This window comes from Aeromicrobium sp. IC_218 (assembly GCF_004336805.1).
Lineage (GTDB): Bacteria > Actinomycetota > Actinomycetes > Propionibacteriales > Nocardioidaceae > Aeromicrobium.
Genome location: NZ_SJXM01000005.1, coordinates 81,412 through 93,708 on the forward strand (window position 1 = coordinate 81,412; position 12,297 = coordinate 93,708).

Genomic DNA, 12,297 nt, shown 5'->3' on the forward strand with positions numbered 1-12,297 from the left:
CCCGCGACCGTGCTGATGGTTCGCTCGCTCCGCTCGTTCACCAGCCAAGGGTATCGGGCGCGGAGAGGGCGGCCGACCATCACGCAGCGGCGACGCCGTGCAGGCGGCGAAGCGGTCCCGCCGGCCATCTTCGTGACCTATCCTGCGCGCATGCCTCTTCCCCGGCGTCTCGCGTCCGCCCTCGTCCCGGCCCTCGGCCTGCTCGCCGCCACCCTCGTGGCGCCGCCCGCACAGGCCGCCGACGCCCAGAAGGCGCGGTTCACCCAGTTCTCGTCCTCCGCCGAGCTGCGCAAGGGCAGCCTGAGCGGCGTCCGCGTCGCCGGCGGCACCGTCACCCTGCGCTCGCCGAAGAAGACGCTGACCCGCTCGGGCACCCGCTACCGCTACGGCAGCTGGACGTCCCCGTGGACGTCCACGGGCTTCGCCGGCCGCTCGCTCGTCCCGTCCTGGAACGCCACCACGCCCAAGGGCACGTGGCTGCGCGTCCAGGTGCGCGTCCGCGACGGCCGCAAGGTCGGCTCGTGGGACACCGTCGCCGACTGGGCCAGCGGCACGGACGTCCTGCGCCGCACCTCGCTGTCCGCCCAGGCCGACGACCTCGCGCAGGTCAGCACCGACACCGTCCTCGCCCGCGGCAGCCACCGCTTCCGCCAGTGGCAGGTGCGCGTGATGCTGATGCGCAAGGCCGGTAGCAGCGCCACGCCGTCGGTCACCTCGGTCAGCGGCGCGGCCGCGGGCTACACGACCCGCAGCCGCTCGACGTCGGCCACGACCATGACCCGCACGATCGAGCTGGCCGTCCCGTACGCCTCGCAGATGATCCACCGCGGCCACCACGGCGGACGCTACGGCGCCGGCGGCGAGGCCTGGTGCTCGCCGACGTCCGTCTCGATGGTGCTGCGCTACTGGGGCCGCGGCCCCTCCCCCGCCGCCTACTCCTGGACCGGCGAGAAGGAGGGCTTCGTCGACCACGCGGCCCGCTACACGATCGACCGCCGCTACGGCGGCACCGGCAACTGGCCGTTCAACACCGCCTACGCCGGCCTGTTCGGGCTGGACGCCTTCGTCACCCGGCTGTACGACCTGCGCGACGCCGAGCGGTTCGTCCAGGCCGGCATCCCGGTCGTCGTCTCGGTGGCGTTCGGCAAGGGCGGCCTGACCGGCGCCCCGATCTCGTCGACCGCCGGCCACCTCATGGTGATCCGCGGGTTCACCCGCGACGGACGCGTCATCGCCAACGATCCGGCCGGCTCGTCGAGCACTGCCCAGCAGGTGCGCCGGGTCTACCAGCGGGCCCAGTTCGAGCGGGCGTGGCTGCGCGGCTCGGGCGGCATCACCTACGTCGTGCGCCCGACGAACAAGGCGCTGCCGAAGGACACCGCCCGCTGGTGAGCGGGTGCGGCATGATCGTGCCGTGATCCCCCGCACCGGCCTCGGCACCGACGTCCACCGCCTCGTCCCCGACCGCCCGCTGTGGGTGGCCGGACTGCTGTGGGAGGACGAGCCGCTCGGGCTCGAGGGGCACAGCGACGGCGACTGCGCCGCGCACGCCCTCGTGGACGCGCTGCTGTCGGCGGCCGGTCTGGGCGACATCGGCTCGCGGTTCGGCACCGCCGACCCGCGCTTCGCCGGCGCCTCCGGCACGACCTTCCTGACCGAGGCCGCGCGCCTGGTGCGCGAGGCCGGCTTCGAAGTCGCGAACGCCACCGTGCAGGTGATCGGCAACCGCCCGCGGGTCGGCAGCCGGCGCGACGAGGCCCAGCGCGTGCTGTCCGAGGCGGTCGGGGCGCCGGTGACCGTCAGCGGCACCACCACCGACGGGCTCGGGCTCACCGGGCGCGGCGAGGGCGTGGCCGCCATCGCCTCGGCGCTGCTGATCGGCCGCTAGACGCACGAAGGGCCGCTCCCGGCGGGAGCGGCCCTTCGTACGTGCGAGGGTCAGGCAGCCGGCGTGGCCGACGCGAGCACCTCGTCCAGGCGGATCTCCGCCTTGTCCTCGTTGGTCTGCTCGGCCAGCGCGAGCTCGGACACCAGGATCTGGCGTGCCTTGCTGAGCATGCGCTTCTCGCCGGCCGACAGCCCGCGCTCGTGGTCACGGCGCCACAGGTCGCGCACGACCTCCGCCACCTTGAGCACGTCGCCGCTGTGCAGCTTCTCGACGTTGGCCTTGTAGCGTCGCGACCAGTTCGTGGGCTCCTCGACGTGCTCGGCGCGCAGCACGTTGAACACGCGCTCCAGGCCCTGCTCGTCGACCACGTCACGAACGCCGACGAGGTCGACGTTGTCGGCCGGCACTCGCACGATGAGGTCGTTCTGGGACTGGATCCGGAGCACGAGGTACTCGCGCTCCTGGCCCTTGATGACGCGCGTCTCGATGTCTTCGATCAGGGCCGCGCCGTGGTTGGGGTACACAACGGTCTCGCCGACTCGGAAGGTCATGTAATGAGCACCTCTCTCTGACGGCCCATCCTACCATCGCCGACCGACGGCCCTTCCGACTGGTGAGACGGGGGACACAGGACCTGATCGGTGCCCCCGGCCGCCCTTCGGTAGGATCGCGGTGCTGTCGTCCCTCGTCCGGAAGCAGGAACCACGTGAGCTCCGTCCGCACCCGCCGCACCGCGGCCGCCTCCCTGACCCTCGTCGCCGCGCTGGGCCTGACGGCCTGCGGCACCGGTTTCGACACGGCCGTGAACCAGCAGTACCAGGCCGCCGTCGGCGCCGACAACCGCGAGGGCGACGTCGAGGCGCTGCACACGCTGGTCGTGGCCGACGAGGGCCCGCTGGAGCCGGTGGAGCAGGTCGAGGTCTCCGAGGCCGAGGGCGAGGAGCAGGAGACCGAGGCGCCCGAGCCGGAGGCCGCCGACATCGGCGTCGTCGCCGTCTCGCTGGTCAACAACGGTGACGACGACGCCGTCCTGACCGGCATCACCGCCGCGTCGGTCGACGGCGAGCAGGTCGAGGTCACGGGCCCGTCGCGCGTCCGCGTCCCGCAGGGCGGACTCGTCCGGCTCGGCGTCGATGCCCGCACGCTCTTCGCCGTCTCCCCCATCGACGCCGGCCGCTACGTCGAGCTGACCTTCTCGTTCGCCGACGGCTCGACGGTCGTCGTCGACACCCCGATCGTCGCCCGCGGCGAGCAGGACGTCTACGAGTCGATCATCCAGTCGACCGAGGGCCGCACCAGCGTCGACCAGGACGCCACTGGCAACGCCGACGACGCGGACTCCGAGGAGACCACCGCGCGTCCCGAGTGACCCCAGCCGCACGAGGCTCCGGCACCCCTGAGGGTGCCGGGGCCTCGTCGTCTAGAGCGTCGCGGCGGCCAGGGCGGCACCAGCGCGCAGGTACCGGGTCGTGACGACGGCCTGCACCCGCAGGGCGGCGACTGGCACCAGCCGGGTCGTGCGCCACGCGGGCCGGCTGACCGCCCGCAGGTGGAACCGGGTGCCGTGCTCGTCCCGCACGTACTCAAAACGCTCGAGGCCCGCCTCGGGGTGGCCGGGCAGCGCGGCATAGGTGAACCCGTGGCCCGAGACGTCCACGACCCGGCAGGGCGCGAGCGCCCACAGCGGGCCCAGCCCGATGCCGAGCACCACGTCCGACCCCAGGGTCGCGGGCCCGTCGGCCGCCACGCGCAGACCGGCCCCGCGGTGCACGCCCCAGTCGCGCAGGGCCCGAGCGGCCTCGTCGAGGTCGGCGCCGGACGGCACGTCGACCCAGCGGTCGAGGACGTCCGCGCCGGGCGGCGGGTCCGTCAGCGACCATCCCTCGTTCAGCGGCTCCAGCGAACGGGCGCGCTCGAGCGCGGCACGCAGGTCGGGACGCAGCCGGATCATGCCCGCATCGTGACGCACGACGGCCCCCGCAGCACGTGCAGCGGGGGCCGTCGTGGTGGGACGAGGCTCAGGTGAGCTCGCCGGTGACCAGGTAGACGACGCGGCGGGCCATCGAGACGGCGTGGTCGCCGATGCGCTCGTAGTACCGGCCGAGCAGGGCCAGGTCGATGGCCGGCTCGACGCCGTGCTCCCACGAGTCGTCCAGCAGCACGCGGAACATGTGCTTGCGCAGCCGGTCCATCTCGTCGTCCTCGGCCTCGAGCCGGCCGGCGGCCTCGACGTCACGGTCGGCGACGATGCGCGCGGCGGCATCGACCATCTGGTCGGCGACCGAGGCCATCGACATGATGGTGGGGCGCAGCTTCTCGGGCACCGCGACGTCGGGGGCGCGGCGGCGCGCGACCTTCGCGACGTGCACCGAGAGGGCACCCATGCGCTGCAGGTCGGTGACCATGCGCAGGGTGGCCACGAGCTGGCGCAGGTCGGTGGCGACCGGCTGCTGCGTGGCCAGGAGCAGCAGCGCGCGCTCCTCGATCGACTCGGTCTCGGTGTCGATGTGCTTGTCGCCGGCGATCACCCGCTCGGCCAGGCCCGTGTCGGCGCCCAGCAGGGCGGAGGTGGCGTCGGCGACGGTGCGCCGCACGTCGTTGGTCAGGGAGACGAGCTCGTCGACGAGGGTGTCGAGCTGCTCGTAGTACTGGTCACGCATGCGAGCAGGCTAGGCAGCGCCGGTGAACGGGCGGCGACCTGCCGTGAACGGGGCGTGAACAGGCCCGGAACGTCCCAGGTCAGAGCCCCCTCGCGGGCGTCGGGCGCGTGTCCGGCGTGCGTACCATCGGTGCCGTGGAGCTGAGCACCGAGCTGGTCATCACCGCGTTCCTGGGAGCGCTGGTCGGTGCCGTCATCACCTACGTCTGGCGTCTCAGCGAGCGCCGCCTGCAGGAGGTCCCCTCCGGACCGACCCCGGTCAGCCCCGTCCCGCCCGGCGCCGAGGCCGTCCTGAGCGTCCTGTCGTCCTCGGCCGTCCTGCTCGACGACGCCGACGTCGTCCTCCAAGCGTCCGCGCCCGCCTACGCGCTCGGCCTCGTGCGCGAGGACGAGCTGACGTCCGAGGCCCTGCTGCAGCTCGTGCGCCAGGTGCGCCGCGACGGCCAGGTCCGCGAGGGCGAGACGACCCTGCACCGCCGCGGCCGCGCGCCCGTCCACGTCCACGCCCGCGTGGCTCCGCTGACCCGTCAGGTCGTGCTCGTCCTCGTGCAGGACCGCACCCACGAGCACCGGGTCGAGACGATCCGGCGCGACTTCGTGGCCAACGTCAGCCACGAGCTCAAGACGCCGATCGGCGCGATCTCGCTGCTGGCCGAGGCCGTCGGCGAGGCCAAGGACGACCCCGAGGCCGTCGTCCGCTTCGCCGGACGCATGCAGGACGAGGGCCGCCGGCTCACCCGCCTGGTGCAACAGATCATCGACCTGTCGCGGCTCCAGGCGGACGTCCTCAACGACACGCCCGACGTCGTGGCCGTGGGCGACCTGGTCGCCGAGGCGTGCGAGCACAGCCAGACCGACGCCGAGGCGAAGGGCATCGAGCTGGTCCGTGCCTGCGAGCCGGGGCTGTTCCTGCGCGGCGACCGCAGCCAGGTCCACGCCGCCGTCAGCAACCTGGTCGAGAACGCCGTCACCTACTCCGAGCCCGGCACCCGCGTCTCGGTCACCGCCGAGGCCTACGGCGACGACGTGCGCATCACCGTCACCGACCGCGGCATCGGGATCCCCGAGGGCGAGCTCGACCGCATCTTCGAGCGGTTCTACCGCGTCGACCCGGCCCGGCACCGCTCGACGGGCGGCACCGGCCTGGGACTGTCCATCGTCAAGCACGTCGCGGCCAGCAACGGCGGGTCCGTCGAGGTGTGGAGCAAGCCGGACGAGGGGTCGTCGTTCACCCTCGTCCTCCCGGCGCACGTGCCGGACAACGAGGAGGAGCACGCATGACCCGTGTCCTGGTGGTCGAGGACGAGGCGAGCTACAGCGAGGCGCTGTCGTACGTCCTGCGCAAGGAGGGCTTCGAGGTGGCGATCGCCGAGACCGGCCCCGACGCGCTGACCGAGTTCGAGCGCGGCGGGGCGGACATCGTCCTGCTCGACCTGATGCTGCCGGGCCTGTCCGGCACGGAGGTGTGCCGGCAGATCCGCCAGACGTCGCACGTGCCGATCATCATGGTCAGCGCGAAGGACACCGAGGTCGACAAGGTGGTCGGGCTCGAGCTGGGCGCCGACGACTACGTCACCAAGCCGTACAGCCCGCGCGAGCTCGTCGCCCGCATCCGCGCGGTGCTGCGCCGGGGCGTGGTCGACCCGGTCGAGGACGACGCCGCGCTCGAGGCCGGCCGCGTCCGCATGGACGTCGAGCGGCACCTGGTGACCGTCGACGGCGACGAGGTGCGCCTGCCGCTCAAGGAGTTCGAGCTGCTCGAGTACTTCCTGCGCAACCCCGGCCGCGTGCTCACCCGCGGCCAGCTGATCGACCGCGTGTGGGGCTCGGACTACGTCGGCGACACCAAGACGCTGGACGTCCACGTGAAGCGCCTGCGGGCCAAGATCGAGCCCGAGCCCGCGGTTCCGCGGACGCTCGTGACCGTGCGCGGCCTGGGCTACAAGTACGAGTCCTGACCCGATCCGCTCCCCGAGCCGGTCGAGAGGATTCCTTCGACAGGCTCAGGGAGCGGGTCCTCAGCGACCCTGGTTGGCGACCGCGGCGATGGCCGCCTGGGCCGCGTCGGGGTCCAGGTAGGTGCCGCCGGCCTTGACCGGCTTGAAGTCGTCGTCCAGCTCGTAGTGCAGCGGGATGCCGGTCGGGATGTTCAGCCCGGTGACCGACTCCTCACTCATGCCGTCCAGGTGCTTGACCAGCGCGCGCAGCGAGTTGCCGTGGGCGGTGACCAGGACGGTCTTCTGCTCCAGCAGGTCCGGGACGATCGAGTCGTACCAGTACGGCAGCATGCGCTCCAGGACGTCCTTGAGGCACTCGGTGCGCGGCAGCAGCTCGTCGGGCAGCCCGGCGTAGCGCGGGTCGGCGGCCTGGCTGAACTCGCTGTCGTCGGCCAGCGCCGGCGGCGGGGTGTCGTACGAGCGGCGCCAGAGCATGAACTGCTCCTCGCCGAACTCCTCGAGCGTGGCCTTCTTGTCCTTGCCCTGCAGCGCGCCGTAGTGGCGCTCGTTGAGCCGCCACGAGCGGCGGACCGGCACCCAGTGGCGGTCGACGCCGTCCAGCACGATCTGCGAGGTGCGGATCGCGCGGCGCAGCAGCGACGTGTGCGAGACGTCGGGCAGCAGGCCGGCGTCGCGCAGCAGGCCCGGCGCCCGCTGGGCCTCGGCGACGCCCTGCTCGTTGAGGTCGACGTCCACCCAGCCGGTGAACAGGTTCAGCGCGTTCCACTCGCTGTGGCCGTGCCGCAGCAGGACGAGGTTCATGGTCATGCCCAGAGCCTATCGAGCGCCGACCGCGGCGGCGCACGAGCGAGCGGCTAGGCCTCGCCGCGCCACTCGCGGTAGACCGCGTCCAGCGCCTGGACGTAGTCGTCCTGGCTGTGGACCCCGGCGAGCGTCCAGCGGTCCTCGATGACCACGGTGGGCAGCTGCGTCACGTTGACCGCGCGGCCCGCCTCGACCTGCAGACGCACCTGGTCGGCGTACTCGTCGCTGGCCAGCAGCGCCTCGGCGGTCTCCAGGTCGAGCCCGACGAGGGCCGCCCGGGTGGCGAGGACGAACGGGTCGGAGACGTCGGCGCCCTCGAGCAGGTGGGCGCGCCACAGCTGGTGGGCCAGGTCGCGCTGCTCGGCCGCGCCCACGTCGCCGGCCCAGGTGAGCAGGCGCCAGGCGTCGAAGGAGCTCGCCTCGACGGCGTCGTGGAAGTTCAGGTCGATGCCGCTGATGCGCGCCGCGGCGCTCACCTGGGCGAGCATCTCGTCGGCCTCGTGCTCGCCGTGGCGTCCGGCCAGCGCCTCGCGGAGCGGCCGTCCCGAGCTCGTGGCGTCCGGGTCGACCTGGAAGGCGCGCAGCGCCATGTCGACCGGCTCGCCGCGCACGATGGTGAAGGTGGCGGCGGCGCGCTCGAAGCGGGTGGTGCCGACGTAGGACCAGGGATCGGTGACGTCGACGAACAGGCGGGCCCTCACGCGATCACGCCTCGCTCGGGGCGTCGGGACGGAAGCGCTCGAACGCCGCCAGGTTCTTGGTGGACTCCCCGCGCGACAGCCGCCACTCCCACTCCTTGCGGATCGAGCTCTCGAAGCCCAGCTCCAGGATCGGGTTGAACGACTCGTCGGCGTACGTGAGCACCGAGCCGAGCAGGCGGTCGACCTCGTCGGGCGTCACCGAGTCCAGCGAGACCCGTCCGTCGAGGTAGACGTCGCCGGCGGCGTCGAGCGCGAAGGCGACGCCGTAGAGCTTGAGGTTGCGCTCCAGCAGCCAGCGGTAGACCGCCTCGTGGTTCTCGTCGGGACGGCGCGCGACGAACGCGTGGATGGCCAGCGAGTGCCGGCCCACCTCCAGGCGCGCGGTGGTCTTGAGCTTGCGCTCGCCGGGCAGGTCGACCTCGAAGACGCCGGGGCGGTGCTCGGTGTGCTCCAGCCCCGAGCGCTCCAGGGCCTCGCGGACCACCTCGGCCGCGTGCTGCTGGGTCATCGACGTCCTTCCTGGGCGGCCCGCGCCGCCTCGTACACCTCGAGCGTACGGTCCACGGTCGCCTCCCACCCGAAGGACGACGCGTGCTCGACCGCCTTGCGGCCCATGGCGTCGGCCAGGCCGGGGTCGGCGACGAGCCGCTCGAGCGCGTCGGCCCAGTCGGCCGGCTCGTGCCCGTCGACCAGCAGGCCGCTCACCTCGTCGGCGACCGCGGTGGGCAGTCCACCCACCCGGGCGGCCACGACCGGCGTGCCGCAGGCCTGCGCCTCGAGCGCCACCAGGCCGAAGGACTCGTTGTAGGACGGGACGCAGACCGCGCTGGCGGCGGCGTACCAGTCGGCGAGCACGTCCTGGCGCACCGGCGGCTCGAACCACACGACGTCGTCGAGGCCGAGCTCGCGGGCCAGGTCGGCCAGCGCGTCGGGCGCCTCCAGCCCCGAGCCGGACGCTCCCCCGACCACCGGGACGACCAGCCGCTCGCGCAGCGACGGGTCGCGCTCCAGCAGCACCGCGACGGCGCGCAGCAGGACGTCCGGCGCCTTGAGCGGCTGGATGCGTCCGGCGAACAGCAGCACCACGGCGTCGTCCGCGAGCCCGAGCGAGGCCCGGGCCGTGTCGCGGCGGTCGGCACGGAAGACGTCGAGGTCGACGCCGGGGTGCACGACGACGACCTGCGCGGGGTCGGCCTCGTACAGGCCCACGAGCTCGGCCGCCTCCTCCTCGGTGTTGGCCACGAGCCGGTCGGCGAGCCGGACGATCTCCTCCTCGCCCCGCACGCGTCCGATGGGCTCGGGGGTGTCGCCCTCGGCCAGGCGGGCGTTCTTGACCTTGGCCATCGTGTGCATCGTGTGCACGAGCGGCACCGACCAGCGCTCCGCCGCGACCGTGCCGACCTGGCCGGACAGCCAGTAGTGCGAGTGCACGACGTCGAAGGTGCCCGGGCCGTTCTCGACCTCGGCCCGCAGGACGTCGCGGACGAACGAGCACATCTGGGCGGGCAGGTCGTTCTTGGTCAGGCCCTCGAACGGGCCGGCCGCCACGTGATGGACCCGCACGCCGTCGAAGGCGTCGTGGACCTCGGGCTGGCTGGACGACGTGGCGCGCGTGAAGATGTCGACCTCCACGCCGCGCGCGGCGAGCCGCCGCGACAGCTCGAGCACGTACACGTTCATGCCGCCGGCGTCCCCGTCCCCCGGCTGCTCCAGCGGGGAGGTGTGCGCCGAGAGCATCGCGACCCGTCGGATCATCAGCACCTCGCCTTCGGCCTCCCATCATCCCACCGCGTCCCACCTCGGCACGGCGAGGGCGTCTGGGAGCATGAGCGCATGAGCACCCGCACCGCCGTCGTCACCGGAGCCAGCAGCGGCATCGGCGCCGCGACCGCCCGCGCCCTCGCCGGCGACGGCTTCCACGTCTACTGCGCCGCGCGCCGCCAGGAGCGCGTCGAGGCCCTCGCCGCCGAGATCGGCGGCACCGCCGTCGTCTGCGACGTCACCGACCCGGCGTCGGTCGCCGCGCTGGCCGAGCAGGTCGGGCCGCGGCTGGACGTCCTGGTCAACAACGCCGGTGGCGCGGTCGGTCTCGACCCGGTCGCCACGGCGAGCGCCCAGGACTGGCGCGACATGTACGAGAGCAACGTCATCGGCACGCTGCAGGTGACCCAGGCGCTCGTCGACGCCCTCGTCGCGTCCGGCGCCGGACTGCTGGTGAACGTCGGGTCGACCGCCGGCTTCACCGCCTACGAGGGCGGCGGCGGGTACACCGCGGCCAAGCACGCCGTGAAGGTCATGACCGAGACGCTGCGCCTGGAGCTGAACGGGCTGCCGGTGCGGGTCACCGAGATCGCCCCGGGCATGGTGCGCACCGACGAGTTCGCGCTCAACCGCTTCGGGGGCGACGCGGCCGCGGCCGGCAAGGTCTACGAGGGCGTCGCCGAGCCGCTGGTCGCCGAGGACGTCGCCGAGGCGATCCGCTGGGTGGCGTCGCTGCCCGCGCACGTCGACGTCGACAAGCTCGTCATCAAGCCGGTCGCCCAGGCCGCCCAGCACAAGGTGCACCGCACCTCCCTCGACTGAGGCTCACCCGAGCCCGGCGTCCGCCGCGAAGTGTGTCGCCTCGGACGGGGTCGCGCGCGATCGGGCGTCCGGAGCGTCACACTTCGCGGCGGCGCGGACGCTCGGTGAGCTCGTCGCGGAGGACGCGCTTGAGCAGCTTGCCCGACTGGTTGCGGGGCAGCTCGGGCACCAGGTGGACGCGCTTGGGGATCTTGTAGCCGGCCAGGTGCTGCTTGGCGTGCGCGACGAGCTCGGCCTCGGTGACGTCGGCCTTGGTGACGACGACCGCGGTGACCGCCTCGATCCAGCGCTCGTCCGGCGTGCCGATGACGGCGACCTCGGCGACGGCCGGGTGCGTGTAGAGCACGTCCTCGACCTCGCGCGAGGCCACGAGCACGCCGCCGGTGTTGATGACGTCCTTGATCCGGTCGACGACGGTCAGGAAGCCCTGCTCGTCCTGCACGACCAGGTCGCCGGAGTGGAACCAGCCGCCGGCGAACGCCTCGGCCGTCTCGTCCGGCTTGTCCCAGTAGCCGGTGCACAGCTGCGGCGAGCGGTAGACGACCTCGCCCGCCGTGCCCGGCGGGACGTCGTTCCCGTCGGCGTCCACGACCCGCGTCTCGACGAACAGCACCGGACGTCCGGCCGCGTCGGGCCGGTCGGCGTGCTCCTCGGGACGCAGCACGGTGGCCAGCGGACCGATCTCGGACTGGCCGAAGCAGTTGTAGAACCCCAGGCCGGGCAGGGCGTCCTGCAGGCGCTTCAGCACGGGCGTCGGCATGATCGACGCGCCGTAGTACGCCTTGCGCAGGCTGGACAGGTCGCGCGTGGCGAAGTCGGCGTGGTTGGCCAGCGGCACCCACACCGTCGGCGCGAGGAACAGCGAGCCGATGCCGCGCTCCTCGACCAGGGCGAGGACCTCGGGCACCACGGGCGCCTCGACCAGGTGGTTGGTCGCGCCGATGGCCAGGTACGGCACGAGGAACACGTGCATGCCGGCCGAGTGGTACAGCGGCATGGCGTGCAGCGGGGTGTCGCCCGGCGCGAAGTCCAACGCGGTGATGCACGACAGGTACTCGTGCACCAGCGCGCGGTGGGTCATCATCGCGCCCTTGGGCTTGGACGTGGTGCCCGACGTGTAGAGCAGCTGCACCAGGTCGGTGTCGGCCACCTCGACGTCCAGCTCGGGCACCTCGCCGGCGCTCACCCGCTCGAGCAGCGAGCCGTCCTCGTCGCGCAGCGCGAGCGTGTGGTCGAGCGTGAGACCGGCGCCCTCGAGGGTCGGGCGCAGCACCGGGTCGAGCAGCACCGCCCGCGCCCCGGACTGCTCGACCAGGTAGGCCAGCTCCTCGCCGGTCAGCGCGAAGTTCACCGGGACGTGCACGAGGCCGGCGCGGGCGCAGCCGAGGAAGCCCAGCAGGTAGGCGTCGGAGTTCTTGCCGTACGCCGCGACGCGGTCGCCGCGCTCGAGCCCGAGGTCGAGCAGGAGCCGTGCGGTGCGGCTGACCGCGGCGTCCAGCTCGGCGTACGTCCAGCGGCGGTCCTGGAAGTTCAGCGCGGTGCGGTCGGGAGTGCGGCGGGCGCTGCGTCGCACGAGGCCGTCGACGGTGCTGGAGCGAGGATCGGTCATGGACGCATGCTAGGACGTCCTAGTATCACTGCGGGGCCTCCGCGGCCCCGCCCGGCGACGCCCGCCGCGCCGCCCGTCCGCCGAGAGGAGCCCGC

At 73.1% G+C, this 12,297-nt stretch carries 14 protein-coding genes; 6 read left to right on the forward strand and 8 right to left on the reverse strand.

Features of this window, described 5'->3' with window-relative positions:
• Nucleotides 1–150: 150 nt before the first annotated feature.
• Both E0W78_RS07715 and ispF read left to right on the forward strand, forming a co-directional pair.
• Complete coding sequence (locus E0W78_RS07715; RefSeq protein WP_131403285.1) at nucleotides 151–1,392, forward strand: peptidase C39 family protein; 1,242 nt, start codon at nucleotides 151–153, stop codon at nucleotides 1,390–1,392.
• A 22-nt stretch (nucleotides 1,393–1,414) separates the two neighbouring features.
• Nucleotides 1,415–1,888 carry a 2-C-methyl-D-erythritol 2,4-cyclodiphosphate synthase gene (gene ispF, locus E0W78_RS07720; RefSeq protein ID WP_207392680.1) on the forward strand — a complete coding sequence of 158 codons (474 nt, stop codon included), beginning with the start codon at nucleotides 1,415–1,417 and terminating at the stop codon, nucleotides 1,886–1,888.
• Between the two features lie 50 nt (nucleotides 1,889–1,938).
• Here the strand turns inward: ispF and E0W78_RS07725 are convergent, their stop codons facing one another.
• Nucleotides 1,939–2,439, reverse strand: coding sequence for a CarD family transcriptional regulator (locus E0W78_RS07725; protein WP_131403287.1), 501 nt, complete (start codon nucleotides 2,437–2,439; stop codon nucleotides 1,939–1,941).
• 155 nt (nucleotides 2,440–2,594) lie between these two features.
• Here E0W78_RS07725 and E0W78_RS07730 point away from each other — a divergent pair, with 155 nt between their 5' ends.
• Nucleotides 2,595–3,257, forward strand: a complete 663-nt coding sequence (locus E0W78_RS07730) for a hypothetical protein (protein ID WP_131403288.1) — start codon at nucleotides 2,595–2,597, stop codon at nucleotides 3,255–3,257.
• A gap of 51 nt (nucleotides 3,258–3,308) precedes the next feature.
• On the opposite strand, the gene E0W78_RS07735 is transcribed toward E0W78_RS07730, so the two are convergent.
• Nucleotides 3,309–3,839 carry a DUF1990 domain-containing protein gene (locus tag E0W78_RS07735; protein WP_131403289.1) on the reverse strand — a complete coding sequence of 177 codons (531 nt, stop codon included), beginning with the start codon at nucleotides 3,837–3,839 and terminating at the stop codon, nucleotides 3,309–3,311.
• A 67-nt stretch (nucleotides 3,840–3,906) separates the two neighbouring features.
• The gene (phoU, locus tag E0W78_RS07740) at nucleotides 3,907–4,548 is read right to left on the reverse strand and encodes a phosphate signaling complex protein PhoU (protein WP_019144654.1); all 642 of its coding nucleotides are present in this window, start codon (nucleotides 4,546–4,548) and stop codon (nucleotides 3,907–3,909) included.
• A 134-nt stretch (nucleotides 4,549–4,682) separates the two neighbouring features.
• Between phoU and E0W78_RS07745 the strand changes: the two genes are divergently transcribed.
• On the forward strand, nucleotides 4,683–5,828 hold the full coding sequence (locus E0W78_RS07745) for an ATP-binding protein (RefSeq protein WP_131403290.1): 1,146 nt from the start codon (nucleotides 4,683–4,685) through the stop codon (nucleotides 5,826–5,828).
• Nucleotides 5,825–6,505: a response regulator transcription factor gene (locus tag E0W78_RS07750; RefSeq protein WP_131403291.1), complete on the forward strand. Its 681-nt coding sequence runs from the start codon at nucleotides 5,825–5,827 to the stop codon at nucleotides 6,503–6,505. Before E0W78_RS07745 ends, E0W78_RS07750 begins: the two co-directional genes overlap by 4 nt.
• 60 nt (nucleotides 6,506–6,565) lie before the next feature.
• Here the strand turns inward: E0W78_RS07750 and E0W78_RS07755 are convergent, their stop codons facing one another.
• From E0W78_RS07755 to mshA, 4 genes are read right to left on the reverse strand one after another with little or no spacing between them, the layout of a single operon-like run.
• The gene (locus E0W78_RS07755) at nucleotides 6,566–7,312 is read right to left on the reverse strand and encodes a phosphoglyceromutase (RefSeq protein ID WP_131403292.1); all 747 of its coding nucleotides are present in this window, start codon (nucleotides 7,310–7,312) and stop codon (nucleotides 6,566–6,568) included.
• A gap of 47 nt (nucleotides 7,313–7,359) precedes the next feature.
• Nucleotides 7,360–8,010 (reverse strand): DsbA family protein, encoded by a 651-nt coding sequence (locus E0W78_RS07760; RefSeq protein WP_131403293.1) that lies wholly within the window; start codon nucleotides 8,008–8,010, stop codon nucleotides 7,360–7,362.
• Nucleotides 8,011–8,014: 4 nt separating this feature from the next.
• Entirely contained in the window at nucleotides 8,015–8,518 is a 504-nt protein-coding gene (locus tag E0W78_RS07765; RefSeq protein ID WP_131403294.1) for a YbjN domain-containing protein, read from the reverse strand.
• Nucleotides 8,515–9,765 carry a D-inositol-3-phosphate glycosyltransferase gene (mshA, locus tag E0W78_RS07770; protein ID WP_131403295.1) on the reverse strand — a complete coding sequence of 417 codons (1,251 nt, stop codon included), beginning with the start codon at nucleotides 9,763–9,765 and terminating at the stop codon, nucleotides 8,515–8,517. The genes E0W78_RS07765 and mshA overlap by 4 nt, the downstream gene beginning before the upstream one ends.
• 78 nt (nucleotides 9,766–9,843) lie before the next feature.
• On the opposite strand from mshA, the gene E0W78_RS07775 reads away from it, so the two are divergent.
• A complete protein-coding gene (locus E0W78_RS07775; RefSeq protein ID WP_131403296.1) occupies nucleotides 9,844–10,593 on the forward strand; it encodes an SDR family NAD(P)-dependent oxidoreductase in 750 nt (249 codons plus the stop codon).
• A gap of 76 nt (nucleotides 10,594–10,669) precedes the next feature.
• Here the strand turns inward: E0W78_RS07775 and E0W78_RS07780 are convergent, their stop codons facing one another.
• The gene (locus tag E0W78_RS07780) at nucleotides 10,670–12,202 is read right to left on the reverse strand and encodes an acyl-CoA synthetase (protein WP_131403297.1); all 1,533 of its coding nucleotides are present in this window, start codon (nucleotides 12,200–12,202) and stop codon (nucleotides 10,670–10,672) included.
• Nucleotides 12,203–12,297 lie beyond the last annotated feature (95 nt).